The organism is Candidatus Latescibacterota bacterium (assembly GCA_019038625.1).
In the GTDB taxonomy this organism is placed as follows: domain Bacteria; phylum Krumholzibacteriota; class Krumholzibacteriia; order Krumholzibacteriales; family Krumholzibacteriaceae; genus JAGLYV01.
The window spans coordinates 1-15,529 of record JAHOYU010000123.1 but is presented as its reverse complement, the minus strand read 5'-3'; the positions used below and the strand labels follow the sequence as shown (position 1 = coordinate 15,529).

19 protein-coding genes are annotated in these 15,529 nt (G+C 51.9%); 2 read left to right on the top strand and 17 right to left on the bottom strand.

Annotated elements, in window-relative coordinates:
- Nucleotides 1-1,240 (top strand): sodium-dependent transporter (locus KOO63_09950; GenBank protein ID MBU8922127.1); only part of this gene is annotated, 1,240 nt, incomplete at its 5' end.
- A 45-nt stretch (nucleotides 1,241-1,285) separates the two neighbouring features.
- Complete coding sequence (locus tag KOO63_09945) at nucleotides 1,286-2,995, top strand: alanine:cation symporter family protein (protein MBU8922126.1); 1,710 nt, start codon at nucleotides 1,286-1,288, stop codon at nucleotides 2,993-2,995.
- A 332-nt stretch (nucleotides 2,996-3,327) separates the two neighbouring features.
- Here the strand turns inward: KOO63_09945 and KOO63_09940 are convergent, their stop codons facing one another.
- The 17 genes from KOO63_09940 to ruvB form a co-directional block, all read right to left on the bottom strand.
- The gene (locus KOO63_09940) at nucleotides 3,328-3,939 is read right to left on the bottom strand and encodes a hypothetical protein (protein ID MBU8922125.1); all 612 of its coding nucleotides are present in this window, start codon (nucleotides 3,937-3,939) and stop codon (nucleotides 3,328-3,330) included.
- 72 nt (nucleotides 3,940-4,011) lie between these two features.
- Nucleotides 4,012-4,374, bottom strand: a complete 363-nt coding sequence (locus tag KOO63_09935; GenBank protein ID MBU8922124.1) for a YraN family protein — start codon at nucleotides 4,372-4,374, stop codon at nucleotides 4,012-4,014.
- Nucleotides 4,375-4,387: 13 nt separating this feature from the next.
- Nucleotides 4,388-5,014: a ribonuclease HII gene (locus KOO63_09930; protein ID MBU8922123.1), complete on the bottom strand. Its 627-nt coding sequence runs from the start codon at nucleotides 5,012-5,014 to the stop codon at nucleotides 4,388-4,390.
- Nucleotides 5,014-5,367: a 50S ribosomal protein L19 gene (rplS, locus tag KOO63_09925; protein ID MBU8922122.1), complete on the bottom strand. Its 354-nt coding sequence runs from the start codon at nucleotides 5,365-5,367 to the stop codon at nucleotides 5,014-5,016. The genes KOO63_09930 and rplS overlap by 1 nt, the downstream gene beginning before the upstream one ends.
- 18 nt (nucleotides 5,368-5,385) lie before the next feature.
- Nucleotides 5,386-6,084, bottom strand: coding sequence for a tRNA (guanosine(37)-N1)-methyltransferase TrmD (gene trmD, locus KOO63_09920; GenBank protein ID MBU8922121.1), 699 nt, complete (start codon nucleotides 6,082-6,084; stop codon nucleotides 5,386-5,388).
- Nucleotides 6,085-6,097: 13 nt separating this feature from the next.
- Complete coding sequence (gene rimM, locus KOO63_09915) at nucleotides 6,098-6,625, bottom strand: ribosome maturation factor RimM (protein ID MBU8922120.1); 528 nt, start codon at nucleotides 6,623-6,625, stop codon at nucleotides 6,098-6,100.
- Between the two features lie 17 nt (nucleotides 6,626-6,642).
- The gene (locus tag KOO63_09910) at nucleotides 6,643-6,888 is read right to left on the bottom strand and encodes a KH domain-containing protein (GenBank protein ID MBU8922119.1); all 246 of its coding nucleotides are present in this window, start codon (nucleotides 6,886-6,888) and stop codon (nucleotides 6,643-6,645) included.
- 74 nt (nucleotides 6,889-6,962) lie between these two features.
- On the bottom strand, nucleotides 6,963-7,520 hold the full coding sequence (rpsP, locus tag KOO63_09905) for a 30S ribosomal protein S16 (GenBank protein MBU8922118.1): 558 nt from the start codon (nucleotides 7,518-7,520) through the stop codon (nucleotides 6,963-6,965).
- A gap of 34 nt (nucleotides 7,521-7,554) precedes the next feature.
- The gene (gene ffh / locus KOO63_09900; GenBank protein MBU8922117.1) at nucleotides 7,555-8,877 is read right to left on the bottom strand and encodes a signal recognition particle protein; all 1,323 of its coding nucleotides are present in this window, start codon (nucleotides 8,875-8,877) and stop codon (nucleotides 7,555-7,557) included.
- A 114-nt stretch (nucleotides 8,878-8,991) separates the two neighbouring features.
- Complete coding sequence (gene rpe, locus KOO63_09895; protein MBU8922116.1) at nucleotides 8,992-9,678, bottom strand: ribulose-phosphate 3-epimerase; 687 nt, start codon at nucleotides 9,676-9,678, stop codon at nucleotides 8,992-8,994.
- Nucleotides 9,650-10,396 (bottom strand): PASTA domain-containing protein, encoded by a 747-nt coding sequence (locus KOO63_09890; protein MBU8922115.1) that lies wholly within the window; start codon nucleotides 10,394-10,396, stop codon nucleotides 9,650-9,652. The genes rpe and KOO63_09890 overlap by 29 nt, the downstream gene beginning before the upstream one ends.
- Nucleotides 10,396-11,340: a methionyl-tRNA formyltransferase gene (gene fmt / locus KOO63_09885; protein MBU8922114.1), complete on the bottom strand. Its 945-nt coding sequence runs from the start codon at nucleotides 11,338-11,340 to the stop codon at nucleotides 10,396-10,398. Before fmt ends, KOO63_09890 begins: the two co-directional genes overlap by 1 nt.
- Complete coding sequence (gene def / locus KOO63_09880; protein ID MBU8922113.1) at nucleotides 11,341-11,850, bottom strand: peptide deformylase; 510 nt, start codon at nucleotides 11,848-11,850, stop codon at nucleotides 11,341-11,343. It abuts the gene before it with no gap.
- Nucleotides 11,851-11,908: 58 nt separating this feature from the next.
- Entirely contained in the window at nucleotides 11,909-12,226 is a 318-nt protein-coding gene (yajC, locus tag KOO63_09875; GenBank protein ID MBU8922112.1) for a preprotein translocase subunit YajC, read from the bottom strand.
- Nucleotides 12,227-12,251: 25 nt separating this feature from the next.
- Nucleotides 12,252-13,388 (bottom strand): tRNA guanosine(34) transglycosylase Tgt, encoded by a 1,137-nt coding sequence (gene tgt / locus KOO63_09870; GenBank protein ID MBU8922111.1) that lies wholly within the window; start codon nucleotides 13,386-13,388, stop codon nucleotides 12,252-12,254.
- An 11-nt stretch (nucleotides 13,389-13,399) separates the two neighbouring features.
- Nucleotides 13,400-14,455 (bottom strand): tRNA preQ1(34) S-adenosylmethionine ribosyltransferase-isomerase QueA, encoded by a 1,056-nt coding sequence (queA, locus tag KOO63_09865; protein ID MBU8922110.1) that lies wholly within the window; start codon nucleotides 14,453-14,455, stop codon nucleotides 13,400-13,402.
- A gap of 25 nt (nucleotides 14,456-14,480) precedes the next feature.
- The gene (gene ruvB / locus KOO63_09860) at nucleotides 14,481-15,497 is read right to left on the bottom strand and encodes a Holliday junction branch migration DNA helicase RuvB (protein MBU8922109.1); all 1,017 of its coding nucleotides are present in this window, start codon (nucleotides 15,495-15,497) and stop codon (nucleotides 14,481-14,483) included.
- Nucleotides 15,498-15,529 lie beyond the last annotated feature (32 nt).

The window sequence follows — 15,529 nt, the reverse complement described above, 5'->3', positions numbered from 1 at the left end:
GTATGTTACGGGAGAAAATGGCGGAGGAGCCTTTCTCTTTCTTTATCTCATCTGCATCCTGCTGCTGGGACTTCCCGTGATGATAGCCGAGCTGACGATCGGTCGTTACAGCCGCAAGAATCCTGTCGGCGCCTTTGAGGCCATTCGCCCGGGCAGCCCATGGAAGATAATCGGTTTCCTGGGAGTGATCACGGGAATAGCCATCCTCTCATACTATTCGGTCCTGGCGGGATACACGGTCGGTTATATCGGAAAGACTATCGCCGGGAATCTTTCCAGTTACGAGTCATTCACATCCAACTACATGATCTCCATGCCCCTTTTCGCGGCATTCATCGCATTGACCTGTGTCGTCGTTCAGGGAGGAGTACGGAAAGGAATCGAGAAATGGGCGAGGATCCTTATGCCGGTCCTCTTTGTCCTGATGATCATCCTGATCATCAGATCGGTCACCCTGGAAGGAGCAGGCAAGGGCCTCTCGTTCTATCTCAAACCCGATTTCAGCAAGATCACAGGAAAGACTTTCAACGCCGCCCTCGGCCAGGCATTCTTCTCACTGAGCCTTGGCATGGGAGCCATGATCACTTACGGCAGCTATATCAAGAAAAACGACAACCTGGTCGTCTCAGGCTGCTATGTGACCTTCTTCGATACTCTGATCGCCTTTATGGCGGGGCTGCTTATCCTTCCTGCCATTTTCGCCAAGAATATGGATCCTACAGAGGGACCGGGACTTGTATTCAAGGTGCTACCAGAGATCTTCAGTGATATACCCGGAGGAATGATTGTTGGAGCCTTCTTCTTCATCCTGCTTTCAATTGCGGCACTGACATCGACTATATCACTTCTTGAAGTAGTGACCGCCTATCTTGTAGACGAGAAACACTGGTTAAGAAGAAAAACCGTCTGGATTGTCGGAGTGGTGACTTTTGTCGTCGGACTCCCATCCCTTCTGTCCCAGGAAGGTATGGTTCCCTGGCTGGCGGACCTGCCTTTCATACACAAGAGTTTCCTCGGCATGATGGACTGGCTGTTCGGCAATGTCATGCTGGGTGTAGGAGCTCTATTCATATCTATATTCGTCGGCTGGGTCTGGAAGAACGGCGAATCGACAAAAGAGATACTAAGCGGATTTCCGGGATTCGAGAAGGTTGCTCCGATCTTCTATTTTCTTTTAAAGTACATCTGTCCGATTCTGATCCTGGTCGTACTCTTCTTTCTCATAAAATCGGGAGCATGATAAACAATCCGGGGCTGGTGCCCCCTTACCGAACGGGAGCGTCTTATGGAATACGTCAAGATGATCATCGATACCGCGGTAAAATATATCTGGGAATGGCCCGAGGTAATGCCCTATTTTATCGTCCTCCTTCTCGGCACCGGCATATTCCTCACGTTCAGGATGCGGTTCATCCAGCTCCGCAAAGTCTCCCACAGCCTGGCTGTAATAGCAGGCTATTATGATGATCCAAAAGACAAAGGTGAGATCAATCACTTTCAGGCGCTTACATCGGCCCTCTCCGCCACTATCGGCATCGGAAACATCTCGGGTGTAGCCATCGCGATCCACTACGGTGGGCCGGGGGCCCTTTTCTGGATGTGGGTGACGGCCATCCTTGGAACGGCATCGAAATTCGTCGAATGCACGCTCAGCATGAAATACAGAAAGATCCATGATGACGGATCTGTCTCAGGCGGCCCGATGTACTACATACAAAATGGAATGGGCAGCAAATGGAAATTCCTTGCCGTAGCCTTTGCCATCTGTGCGGTAATATCCTCCTTCGGCAGTGGCAACGCTGTGCAGGCCTTTACGGTGGCTGACTCATTCCGTGCCGATTTCAACTGGCCCACATGGGTGACTGGACTCGTCCTCGCCAGCCTGGTCGGTATGGTGATCATCGGGGGTATCAAGAGGATAGGAAAAGTGACCAGCAGACTGGTGCCGATCATGTCGATCGTATACTTCCTGGGAGCGATCACGGTGTTATTCCTCAACGCGAAGGCCCTTCCATCAGCTTTCGTTACCATCGTCAGCAGCGCGTTCACGGCAAAGGCCGGTGTCGGAGGATTTGTAGGCTCCTCATTCATGTTCATGCTTCTCTGGGGAGTGAGGCGAGGCATCTTCTCCAACGAGGCGGGACAGGGTAGCGCCCCGATCGCGCACGCAGCGGCCAAAACGGACGAACCTGTACGCGAAGGCCTCGTAGCGATGATCGGTCCCTATATCGATACTCTACTCATCTGCACGATGACCGGCCTGGTCATCATAACGGTGGGCGTATGGAAAGACAGGAAGCTGGATTCGATAGACTTCGAAAAACAATCAGAGATCAGTTACATACACACTGGGGCTGTCGTTTATGAGAATGGCAGAATAGAGAACGATGACCAGTATATAGGTGAGTTCGATATATCCTCAGGGATTCCCACTGGCGTCATCCTCGTGAAAAACCACTCTGTCGTAGAGGAAGCCTTTATAGTTCATGAAGGTCGTCCCTTCACAGGAAAAGCCGTTGTAGACGCGGAATCCGAGATCACCTTCACCGACCAGGTGGATGATGCGATCCAACCTGCCGATATTGCACTCGAAGGAAAGATCCTCCAGAACGGATCCCCCCTTACGGCCTGGGCTTTCCAGAAAGGCCTCTCTCCCCTCGGCAACTGGGGAAACTATATCGTTACGATAGCTGTTTTTCTCTTCGCCCTTTCGACAGCTATCTCATGGTCGTACTACGGTGACAGAAGTATCGAGTTCCTGCTCGGTCCATCTGCCATAATGCCTTACAGGGTCGTCTTCTGCGTAATGCAGTTCGTCGGAGCAGTCTTCTCGCTCGAGATCGTCTGGGGTTTCGGTGACGCCGCGCTCGGGCTGATGGCAATACCCAACCTCATAGCTATCGCTGTTCTTTCCGGAGTGGTCGTAAAGATGACCGAAGAGTACTTTTCGAGATCACACAAGAGGTACAAAAACTCGCTCTTCGGGAAAAAATAGTAGTCCCTGGTCGAGGATATAGCACAGGCTGAACCGTATAAATATTTCGAGTCCGGGTATTGAATTTAGATATATACCATCCCTTACGATTAGATTGTGGCCGAGCATTGACAGAACGGCGCAAGTGGGGTATAATGTAATTAGAGTCCCTGCTAAATTGGTGAGGCGAACTATTTTGGAAAAAATCCGCGGGCTCAACTCTTACAGAGTTTGCTCCAGAGTTATTCGCTTCCACGGTCCTGGCGGGGGCTTTTTCTGTCCTGTTTTGACTGGTAAAAAAATATCCCCTGGAGGCTGACCTCCAGAGGATATTCAACGCGGCTTCTAAATATTTACTCTTCCCACCGATCGATGTCTCCATCGGCGACGAAAATGTATCTTTTCTTGTTCCCCGGCCTTGGATCCATGTAGATCCACTGTTCCGTGACCATGCCACCGATATCGTTCGTCTTTATCTGATCCGGATAGCCCCATGAGTGAAGCGCCGCTGCTTTGGGCATTCCTTTGAACAACTCGTGGTTGTAAATGGCTTTGGCCGTTCTCTTGCCGAATTCTCTGAGGTTCATCCTGTACCTGTAATCGGGTTTCTTGAACCAGAGCACCCGACTGAGCCTCTCTTCGAAAGATTCCCTGGTGATAGGCCGGGGAAGGTCCAGCGAGTGCCTGATTATCTTGTTATTGGGACCCTTGACCCCTACAGCGCCATTCCAGTGAAAATCGAGAGATACGATCCTTACCTCGACATCACGGTCGATTATACCGTTGTTGGCTCCAATATCGATCAGAAGAGTCCTTGTCCAGGCTTTCCTGCCGATATAATCTTCCAGGAGCTGATCTTCCATTTCTATTGGTATGTCCTTGAGCTGAGTGTCATATACCGTACATCCGGAAAACACTAAACCAGCCATCAATACCAGGCAGATAATATTTCTCTTCTGAGTCACCCTGAAACCCTCCTTATAATTCAAAATCACTAGAGATAAAATAGATGTAATATCTTCTCAAATCAAGTCTTTTTATAGAACTCCCCTTATATGCCTCAGGAGCATTTCACCTCTCATTGAAGAATGGTCGATAGCTACCACATCGAACCGTATCTCTTCATAACTTCTGTCAACCCTGTTGGTTGAGATATAATGCCTGGCCGCTTTCCTGATCCGTACCATCTTCCCGGGATGAATTGCGTCTACGGCGTCACCGAAAGTGCTGGTACGCCTTGTCTTAACCTCGACAAAAACAAGGCAGGCCCCATCGACCGCTATTATGTCGACTTCGAGTCCCGCCACCCTGTAGTTTTTCTCAAGTATTGTAAATTCTGAGAGCCTGAGATATTCCTCCGCTATCTTCTCGCCAGAGTTTCCCACTGAAGTCCCATCCACACCATTTCCCTCCTCATCCCCATTGCCCTGTCCTGAAACTTTTCCTGTGAATATCGGCCTTTCCGAGTGAGTGTATCGCCTCGAAATGTTCCTTCGTCCCGTACCCCTTGTTCCTGACGAATCCGTACCCGGGATACTCCGCGTCACTCACCCGCATCATCCTGTCTCTGGTCACCTTGGCAATAATCGATGCTGCGGCGACACTGAAACTCTTTCCATCGCCCTTGATCACTGCCACGGCCCTTATCATCGTCTCGGGCAGTTGCCTGCCGTCCACCAGCACTATCCCCGGGTCTACCGATAACCCCAGAATAGCCTGCCGCATCGCGATCATTGTAGCCCTGAGGATGTTGATACGATCGATCTCCTCAGGACCCACAATACCTACAGAGTACGCAAGACACTTTTCCTTTATGAGATCGAAAAGGAACTCTCTTCTGTTTTCAGAAATAAGCTTGCTGTCCCTGACTTCCAGAAGATCGTCATGAGGGCGGCATATGACTGCCGCGGCGACTACAGGCCCGGCTAACGCTCCCCGCCCCGCTTCGTCCACACCTGCAAGCATCCCGTCACCAGATCCGATAAATCCTGCATCGAAATCTACAAGTCTCTCGAAACGCGACCGGGCCCTGGAGGACATTACCTTCTTATATCCCTTTTGTCCTTGATCCTGGCAGCCTTGCCCTTGAGCTCACGCAGGTAGAAAAGTTTGGCCCTGCGGACCTTGCCCTGTCGTATCACCTTTATATCGGCAAGGTGAGGTGAATGAAGGGGAAATACCCTTTCCACACCGATGCCACCACTGATCTTTCTCACAGTGAATGTTTCGCCTATACCGCCACCCTTACGCTGGATGACCGTTCCCTGGAAAAGCTGGATCCTTTCCCTCTTTCCCTCTACGACCTTTACATCGATCTTCACCGTGTCTCCTACCCGGAAATCGGGCGGGGAATCCTTTACCTGCCTCGCAGATATCTGGTCAAGAATGTTCATCTCTGCCTCCTGTTTCGTTTAATTTGAACGCTCCATAAGATCGGGGCGAAATCTGGCGGTCCGCTCCATACCAGACTCTCTTCTCCACTCATCGATCTTCGCGTGGTTCCCCGAAATCAGTACTTCAGGGATCCCGACTCCCCTGTATTCAGGCGGCCTGGTATAGTATGCCGCGTCCAGGGAGAATTCTCTCTCTATATCGAACGAATCGGTCTCCCTGCTTCTGTCGTCACCCAGGACGCCTGGCAGGTGGCGTACGACCGCGTCCGCCACTATGAGCGCCGGGAGTTCCCCTCCGCTCACTATGTAATCGCCCACCGAGATCATCTCGGTCACTACCATCCTCTCCACCCTCTCGTCCACACCCTTATAACGTCCGCAGACGAATACGATCTTTTTCATTTCGGCAAGTCTTCTGGCGTCTGACTGCCTCAGGATCTTTCCTGCTGGTGAAAGCATTATCACCGGAACTTCGTCCTTTTCATTTTCAGACCTTACCGACTCAACAGCCTCTACCACCGGAGGAGCCATCATCACCATGCCCGGTCCGCCACCGTAGGGATAATCGTCGACAGTCCTGTGGGGATCGCTCGTAAAATCCCTGAGGTTGATCACGTTATAACTGGCAGCATCTTTCCTGCCCGCTACCCCCAGGACTCCCGTTTCCAGGACCCCCGGAAAGAGTTCCGGGAATATAGTCAGAAAATGAAACTCCATCGCGACCGACTCCTCACCATCTAAGATCGAGTAACCCTTCGGGAGGATCTATCTCAATTATTTTCTTCTCTATATCGACATTCACAACGACTTCGGGAACGTTCGGTATAATCAACTGCTCGGCATCCCGTTCAACAATCAGGCAATCCTGCCCTGGACCAAGAAGCATATCGGTCACGGTCCCTACGACCTCTCCATCAGGCAGCCTCACTTCGGCACCTATTACCTGGAAAGGAAGTAGTCTGTCCGGCGCAGAAGCTTCGTCAATCTGGTCCATCGAGACTTCCAGCGTACTACCCACACAATGTTCGGCCTCATCTATAGTGTCGACACCCGACAGCTTGATGACAAATGTATTACCCTTCGGTCTCTTCCTGTCGATTCGGACCTGCCTGCGTACTCCTTTCGGAGAAACCAGACCGAGACCATCGACACCAAGTGTGCCGGGCCAGAAATCAGGGCCAGGCAAAAGTTTTACTTCGCCTTTCAATCCGACCGTCTTAACGATCTTGCCCAACAAGACTATCTCTGCTGTCATCATGCTCCGATCCGAACCTCTTATTCACGGATCTCCAGCAGGACCCGCTCACCCATTCTGGTAGCGGCAGCATTCACCAGAGCCCTGAGAGCCTTCGCCGTCTGTCCGTTCCTTCCGATGATCTTGCCGACATCACCCTTGTCTACCGAGAGGACCAGAATCGTCGTCTCGTCTCGACTTTCTTCGATTATCGTTATCGTATCCGGTCTGTCGACAAGCATCTCACAGATCCGGTGGATCATCTTTTTGATCTTTTCCACGTTCATCTATCCGACTTCCTTTCAGAACATCCGCCAGCCACGCTCAGCAGCCAGTGACCGGATCGTTCCTCTCCCTCAGGTTATTCCCCGGAAGGGGTCTCAGCCTCGCCGGCACCTTCTGTATTCTCTCCAGCATCCGGAGTCGTTTCATCCGCTGCGCCTTCAGCTGCTTTTGTCTTTTCTTCCTCTTCTGCCTTCGCGGCTTCCTCTATTGCCTTCGCGGCTTCCTCTGCCTCTTTTACCTTGGCTTCTTCAGCAACCTTCGCTGCGGCAACAGCTTTCTTGGACAATTTCCCTTTTACCTTTTCCTTCGGCTTCGGCTGTTTTGCCCTGCGCTCTGCGATCGTCGCATCGATCTGTGCAATAGGCACGCCCGATTTGAGAAGCTGCCACTTCTCTATCAGATGCAACTGTTTCAGGACGTCTTTGGTGTTATCAGTAGGCTTTGCCCCGTTGTCGAGCCACTTGTAAAGCTTGTCCTCATCGACCTTGATATCTGCGGGGTCGGTAAGCGGATTGTAATAGCCTATAATCTCGATAAAACGTCCGTCACGCGGGCACCTCTCATCCGCCGCGACGATCCTGTAAAAAGGCCTTTTCTTTGCGCCCATTTTCTTCAGTCTGATCTTTACTGCCAACTTGAACCTCCATCGGTCGTTAGTACATTACTGCTCAGGAAAACGGCAGGTTCATCGGTAATTTTCCGGAGAACCCTGAGAATTTCTTCATCATCTTCCTCATCTGTTGAAACTGGCTGAGGAGCCTGTTCACATCCTGCACACTCGTTCCACTACCCCTGGCTATCCTCTTGCGCCGCGACCCGTCGATGAGCTGCGGAGAACGCCTCTCTTCCGGGGTCATCGACTGGATGATAGCCTCCAGCCTCTTCATCTCTTTTTCACCGACGTCAGGCGAGAGAGAGCCTTTCGTCTTCATCCCCGGTATCATCCCGAGGATCTGATCTACCGGCCCCATCTTTTTCAGCCGCTGGAGCTGGTCAAGAAAGTCTTCGAGAGTGAAAGCTTCCTTGCGGAGCTTTTTTTCAAGCTCCATAACCTTCTTTTCATCTATCGTCTCCTGGGCTTTTTCCACGAGAGACATCACGTCTCCCATTCCCAGGATCCTTCCTGCCATCCTGTCAGGGTAAAACACCTCGAGGTCAGAAGGCCTCTCACCCACGCAGACAAACTTGATAGGCACTTTCGCTATGGCTGAAACGGAAAGAGCCGCTCCACCGCGAGTATCGCCATCGAGTTTCGTCAGGACGACGCCTGTAAAATCAATCTCACTCTTAAACTCCCCGGCCACATTGACAGCTTCCTGTCCAGTCATACTGTCAAGGACCAGTAGTATCTCTTCGGGGTCGAGGATACTCTTGATCTCGCTGAGTTCCTTCATCATCTCACGGTCGATATGCAGCCTTCCGGCCGTATCGATGATGATCGTATCCTTCAACTTCAGTTTCGCCTCTTTAAGAGCATCAGAGACGATCCTGCCCACCGGCACATCGGCTCCCGGCGCAAATACCGGGACATTTATCTCGCCACCGAGTACCTTCAACTGTTCTATTGCCGCCGGACGGTACACATCCGCTGCCACAAGCAGAGGATTCCGTCCCTTCTTCATCAGATGAACGGCAAGCTTCGCCACAAAACTTGTCTTTCCAGCTCCCTGGAGTCCACATACCATCACTGTGGCCGGCGAACCTGAAAGTCGGAAAGGTGACGGCTCTTCCCCGAGGACATGAACAAGCTCCTCGTGGACGATCTTTATAATCTGCTGGTCGGGACTCAGGCTTTCAAGCACTTTTTTGCCAGTTGCCCGCTCACCCGTCCTGCTGACGAAACCCTTTACTACCTTGTAATTTACGTCAGCCTCAAGAAGGGCCCTTCGGACCTCCTTCATAGCTTTTTCTATATGGTTCTCTCGAACCTTGCCGTGTCCCCGCAATTCCTTGAAAACACGGGCGAATTTTTCGTTCAGGTCATGGAACAACTCTTGTCACTCCTGCCGGGAAATGACATAAAATAACACGATTCCTTATAACAGGCAAGTGAAAACAGATGAAGGGAATAGAGGAAGGAGCCGGGGCAATCCGGCATCTATTCTTCAGGCACCCCTGATCGAGGCTATCGCCCCGGAGTAATCATCCGTACCGAATACAGCTGAACCTGCCACGAGTATCTGTCCTCCTGCTTCTCTGACCGAATCGGCAGAGGAAGGATTGACCCCTCCATCCACCTCTATAACGAAATCTAAACCTTTAGCCTCCCTGATCGCAACTGCTTCCCTGACCTTACCCATCACTTCAGGCATGAACTTCTGACCTCCGAAGCCCGGGAACACAGTCATCGCGAGCAGAAGGTCGATTCCATCAAGAAGATCCCTGAATTCAGCTATCGAAGTATCAGGATTGACTGCCAGCCCGGCGAGACATCCCCCGGACCTGATTTCTTCGAGAAGTTCCCGATGTCCGGATTCCACGGCCTCATAATGAATACTTATCGCAGAGCTCCCCGCTTTTATGAATTCTGGAGCATATTTCCCCGGGTCGCTGATCATCAGGTGGGTTATCAGAGGAACCTTACTCACTCGGGCTATGGCCTCGACGATCATCGGGCCGAACGTGATATTCTCCACAAAATTCCCATCCATCACATCGAGATGGAGAAAATCTGCGCCCGACTTCTCTACAGCCTCGATTTCAGCCCTTATATCGGTAAAATCGGCCGCCAGCATTGATGGGGCGACTGCCACAGTACCCAGTTCACTCAACCGTCGAGACAACGAGTTCAATTGTTCCTCCCTCCTTGATCGCCTGACCGGGATCCGGATTCTGTGAAAGGATCGTATTGGGGAACATATCCATATCTTTCCTGCTTACAACCCTCGAAACGTGGAACCCGCAACTCTCCAGCCTTTCCCTTACGAACAGCAGGTCCTTCCCCCTCAGGTCGGGCATCATGTACACCCTGGGTTCCCCGGTCATCGAAAGTAGCAGGTCTACTCCCGACCCTGCGGGAGTCCGGGAACCAACAGACGGACTCGCTGAGATCACTCTGTTCGGACCTTCCTCGTTCGAGAATATCCTGACTATCCTGCCCTTTTCCAGTCCGGACGCATCCAGCATCAGTTCCGCCTGGCGTATCGATTCTCCGTACATCTCCGGCACAGTCTCCAGTTTTGGGCCAGAACTGATAACGACCTTCACGGTCCTGTTACCCTTCAGGCTTTCACCAGAACCCGGATCCTGTTCGATCACCGTACCAGTGGGAAATTCAACAGAATGACGCTCACCGGTCACCATCAGATTAAGTTCCTTTTCCCTGCATGCCTCTTCCGCATGCGAAAACTGCATCCCTTTAATCTGTGGAACGATCGCGATGTCGCCCCTCCCGACAAGTAATGGCAGGACAATAAAGTTGAATATGACGATCCCCACAATAAAAGCAGCTGCAAATACGAACAGGTAGAATATTACTGGATGGTATCCCTTTTTCTTTTTTCCCTCCATCACTTCTCCTCTACGAGAAACTCACCCGCTTCAAGCCTGTACCCTCTCAGAAATTCCCTGGCAGCCAGCGGCTTTTTACCTTCCACCTGCAGCCTTTCGATCCTCAGAGTACCGGTGCCACAGGATACTATCACGCCATCCTCTCCGGCGCAGGCTATCTCGCCCGGTCTGCCGCAGACACAGACAGTGCCGCATGGGCGCGCACTGAGAACCTTGATGTATCTACCCTTATGCCATGTAAAACTTCCCGGCCACGGATTCATACCTCTTATGTGATCATGTACTTCAAACACATTCTTGTCCCAGGGTATCAGACCATCCTCTTTCTTCAGCATCGGGGCACGGGAGATTCCTTCCTGAGGTTGATCGACAGGTATCGATCCTCCGTCATCGATGGCCCGCAATGTCTTCACAAGCAGCGTCGCACCCGAATCCGCCAACCGGATAGAAAGGGAGCCTGCATCTTCGACCGGATCTATCGGAAGCACCTCCTGCATGAATACAGGACCGGCATCGAGTTTTCTTACCATTCTCATCGTGCTGACGCCGCTGAAGGTATCACCGTTCACGATGGCCATATTTACCGGGCTGGCGCCTCTCCAGGCTGGAAGAAGTGACGCGTGTACATTGATGCATTCCTTGCTCGGAATGCCCAGGACCCGTTTGGGAAAAATAAGTCCGAAGGCTACCACTACAAAAAAATCCGCCCCGGCAGATTCGAGCCGATTGATTATATCACCCTCACCGAACCGCGATGCACAGACCACCTCGATCCCGTTCGCTTCTGCCACCTCTCTGACCGGCGTCGGCTTCGACGACATCCCCCTTCCACAGCATCTGTCAGGCTGAGTCACTACCATTCCAGGAGAATATTCAGAGGATATAAGGGCCTTTAGAGCCGGTACTGCGAATTCGGGAGACCCGAAGAAGACCACTCCTGACATCTAGTCCCCCTCTCGACCTCTCCTGGAGAGTTCACGAAGCTTTCCTTTGATAAGGACTTTCTTGGCGAGTGACAGCTTGTCCACGAAAAGGACACCATTGAGATGATCGAGTTCGTGCTGTATGATCCTGGCCTCGAGCCCATCCGTCTTCAACTCGTACCGCTCTCCCTTTTCATCCTGGTAAGTCATCTCCAGAGAAGTCGGCCGAACGACCTTGCCGCGGATTCCTGGCACGCTCAAGCAACCCTCCTCCACATTTTCGTTCTCATCACTGAAATTAACGATCTCTGGATTGATCACCTTGATAAGGGAAGCGGGATTACCGGGTTCCCTGTTTATCACGGCTATCTGTTTCGAGACCCCTACCTGGGGAGCAGCCAACCCGACCCCATCTTCAAGAATCATCGTCTCAGCCATATCATCGAGAAACGCCAGGAGCTCATCGTCGAATTCCGTGACTTTCTCTGATTTCTTTCTGAGGACCGGGTCCCCATATATTCGAACACGCATCGTTGACATTATTATCTTGTCCGGAACAGCTCTGCCGGGCGATTATTCCGCCCCCCCACTATTCCTTTTTTTCAATCACTGTAGCTACCGCGCTCTTTACTACTTCGACCTTGACGTTCTCGGCGATCTTCAGGACCACGACATGATCCTTGGCGTCTGAGACGGTACCGTAAAGTCCGCCGTTAGTAACTACCTTATCACCCTTTTTCAACTGCGAGAGAAGCGCCTGGTGAGCCTTCTGTTTCTTCTGCTGCGGCCTGATCAGAATAAAATAGAACACTACGAAAATCAGGATGATCGGCACGAACATCATAAAGGGATTTCCGCCTTCACCACTCTGACCCGCGCCACTCAATGCAAACATGATATTATACACTTTTCCTCCTCAACTTTATTGTCGATTATTCTTTAAATGGATCTCCGTATTTCGCGTAAAACTCTTTCCTCCATTCGGTAAAATTTCCTTCCCTGATAACTTGCCTCATTTGACGGACAAGATGCAAGTAAAAATAAAGGCTGTGATAGGTCGCGAGTCTTGGCCCGAGCATCTCACCGGCCATGAAGAGATGCCTCATATAAGCCCTGCTGTAGGTCTTGCAGACATGGCAATCACAATCCGGGTCGAGTGGGCCGAAATCTCTGGTGTTGGCGGCGTTTTTCAGTATGACCCTGCCCCTTGAGGTAAAAACGGTACCGTTCCGGGCGTTCCTCGTGGGCATGACACAATCGAACATATCGATCCCTCGAGCGACCGCTTCCACTATATCCTCGGGGAAACCCACTCCCATAAGATAGCGTGGCTTGTCCTCGGGCAGAAATGAAGCAGTGAGAGCAGCCATCCCGTAAAGATCTTCCTTGGGTTCCCCTACAGAAAGTCCTCCTATAGCGTAACCGGGGAAATCCAGCTCGACCAGTTCACGTGCCGATCTCTCTCTCAACTCGGGATAGACCGAACCCTGCACAATAGCAAAAAGGACTCTTTCGTAATCGTTCCTTACAATTCTGGGGCCGTAAGCTTTGAGGCTTCTTTTCGCCCAGTCCGTTGTCCTTTCCAGGGCTTTCCGGGCATCCTCTTCAGAGCAGGGATACTCGACACACTGGTCAAGGACCATCATGATATCCGAACCGATATCGAGTTGTATATCCACTACACTTTCAGGTGTAAGAAAACGTTTCGAACCATCGATATGCGATTTGAATTCCACGCCTTCGTCAGTGATCTTGTTGAGATCCGCCAGACTGAATACCTGGTAGCCCCCGCTGTCAGTCAGTACGGGCCTGTCCCATGCCATGAACCGGTGTATCCCTCCAGCCTCGGCCAGAAGCTGCTCGCCCGGACGAAGATGGATATGATAGGTGTTGGCCAGGATGATCTCCGCCCCTATATCCCTGAGATCTTCCTGCGCGAGAGACTTTACTGTCCCCTGAGTGCCGACCGGCATGAAGATGGGAGTCTCGATCATTCCGTGGTCGGTCTCTATCCTGCCGTACCTGGCGCCGGAAGGGTCCTTTGCCAGCAATTCGAAATTGAAAGCCAATCCACCCCTCACTATCTGATAAACATCGCGTCGCCGTAACTGTAGAACCTGTATTTTCTCTGTACCGCCCAGTCGTAGACCCGGAGCATCTCCTCGCGACCGGCGAAAGCGGATACAAGGACAAAGAGACTGGACATCGGAAGATGGAAATTTGTGACCAGAGCATCTATCAGCTTGAACTTGAATCCCGGATAGATGAACAGGTCTGTAGCGCCGAGGATATGCTCGACACCATCGATATCCACCTCGGTCCTGTCGTCGACCCTGCCGCTGGCAAGCGCTTCAAGCGCCCTGGTGACCGTGGTCCCCACAGCGATGATCTCCCTGCCATCCGCGCGCGCGCCGCGTATCTGGTCCCAGAAATCCGCCCTGACCATCAGGTGTTCTTGCGGAAGCCGGTTCTCCTCCACTATATCGCTGTCCAGAGGACGAAATGTGCCTGGCCCGACATGCAGAGTCACCGGGATCACTACCGCCCCTTTACGCTCAATATTTCTCATCACCCTGTCTGTGAAATGAAGGCCTGCCGTCGGCGCCGCTACGGAACCTTCTTTCCTGGCAAAAATAGTCTGGTAACGCTCGCGGTCCTCGTCTGCATCCTCACGTTTGATGTACGGAGGAAGAGGCACATGCCCGTATTCTTGTATAAACTGACTTTCAGGTATTCCCGTGGGAAGAGATACTTTCCACTGCCCGCCCCCGATCTCTTTCTCGATCGTGACAGCATATTCAGACTCTTCGATCAGGACCCGGTCTCCCGGTGAAAGGCGTTTAGACGGTCGGCACAAGGCCTCCCAATATCCATCTCCGAGAGAGAAGGTCAGAAAGATCTCGATCTTCGCCCCCGTCTCTTTCTCTCCAAGAAGTCTGGCAGGAATGACCCGCGTCTCGTTGACGACGACGATATCCCCCTCTTTTAAATATCGGGCGAAATTCGCGAACACAGTTTCCCGTACCGTCCCTGAATCCCTGTCCAGCAGCAGAAGTCTGCTGTCATCTCTTTCCGCAAGAGGATGCTGTGCGATAAGTTCCTCAGGCAGTCCATAATTAAAATCTTCAAGTTTCATGATTATTCCAATCGGCGAGTACGCCCTAGAAGATATTGCCCTGCTTCGGGTCGACAGGTCCACGTTCTGCATTCATATGCGAGTATCCCGCTTCGGTGACCATCCTGCCCCTCGACGTACGTTGTAACAGCCCTTCCTGGATAAGAAACGGTTCATAGACATCCTCGATCGTCTCCCCCTCTTCTGCCACGGCTACGGCAAGAGAGCCTATACCTACAGGACCTCCCGAGAACTTCTCAATAATCGTCGACAGGATCCGCCTGTCCATCTCGTTAAGCCCCTTGAAATCGACGTCGAGCATACCCAGAGCATAATCGGCCATTTCCCTGTCGATATGTCCCTCACCCTTGATCTGGGCGAAATCCCTTACGCGACGTAGAAGCCTGTTAGCTATTCTCGGAGTCCCGCGTGAACGTCTGGAAATCTCTATAGCGCCATCCTCATCAATTTCGACATCTAGAAGGCCCGCGGAACGTTTAACTATCTTAAGCATGTCCTCGGTAGAATAGAAATCAAGCCTCATCACAACACCGAAACGGCTGCGCATCGGTGGCGTGATCATACCGGCCCTGGTCGTCGCGCCGATGAGGGTGAACGGCTCGAGGGGAAGTGAATAATGTCTGGCATGGGGACCCTTGTCCACTATCAGTTCACAACGAAACTCCTCCATCGCGGGATAGATATGCTCCTCGACCACCCGTCCGAGCCTGTGTATCTCGTCGATGAAAAGTACGTCGCGGGCCTCGAGCTGAGTCAGTATTCCCAGGAGTTCCGCGGGGGATTGAAAGACAGGTCCGGAGGAGATCCTGATATTTACACCAAGTTCTCTGGCAATGATATTCGCAAGAGTAGTCTTGCCCAACCCGGGGGGACCATAGAGAAGGACGTGATCGAGGTGTTCCTCTCTCTTGCAGGCGGCCTGTATGAATATGGAGAGGTTCTCCTTGAGCTTCTTCTGACCGATAAACTCATCAAGAGTCTTCGGCCTCAGAGTCGATTCAGATCTAAGCTCTTCCGGGGAAGCCTGCGGGTCGGTTATCATTCTTTCGTCCAATCCTCACTCCTTCCGGAAAG

What these genes read in the sequence shown, in the direction of transcription:
- ruvB (MBU8922109.1), bottom strand. Translation starts at nt 15,497, where the DNA reads ATGATAACCGACCCGCAGGCTTCCCCGGAAGAGCTTAGATCTGAATCG.
- def (MBU8922113.1), bottom strand. Translation starts at nt 11,850, where the DNA reads ATGCGTGTTCGAATATATGGGGACCCGGTCCTCAGAAAGAAATCAGAG.
- KOO63_09890 (MBU8922115.1), bottom strand. Translation starts at nt 10,396, where the DNA reads ATGGAGGGAAAAAAGAAAAAGGGATACCATCCAGTAATATTCTACCTG.
- KOO63_09945 (MBU8922126.1), top strand. Translation starts at nt 1,286, where the DNA reads ATGGAATACGTCAAGATGATCATCGATACCGCGGTAAAATATATCTGG.
- queA (MBU8922110.1), bottom strand. Translation starts at nt 14,455, where the DNA reads ATGAAACTTGAAGATTTTAATTATGGACTGCCTGAGGAACTTATCGCA.
- fmt (MBU8922114.1), bottom strand. Translation starts at nt 11,340, where the DNA reads ATGTCAGGAGTGGTCTTCTTCGGGTCTCCCGAATTCGCAGTACCGGCT.
- rimM (MBU8922120.1), bottom strand. Translation starts at nt 6,625, where the DNA reads ATGATGACAGCAGAGATAGTCTTGTTGGGCAAGATCGTTAAGACGGTC.
- trmD (MBU8922121.1), bottom strand. Translation starts at nt 6,084, where the DNA reads ATGGAGTTTCATTTTCTGACTATATTCCCGGAACTCTTTCCGGGGGTC.
- rplS (MBU8922122.1), bottom strand. Translation starts at nt 5,367, where the DNA reads ATGAACATTCTTGACCAGATATCTGCGAGGCAGGTAAAGGATTCCCCG.
- KOO63_09910 (MBU8922119.1), bottom strand. Translation starts at nt 6,888, where the DNA reads ATGAACGTGGAAAAGATCAAAAAGATGATCCACCGGATCTGTGAGATG.
- KOO63_09930 (MBU8922123.1), bottom strand. Translation starts at nt 5,014, where the DNA reads ATGTCCTCCAGGGCCCGGTCGCGTTTCGAGAGACTTGTAGATTTCGAT.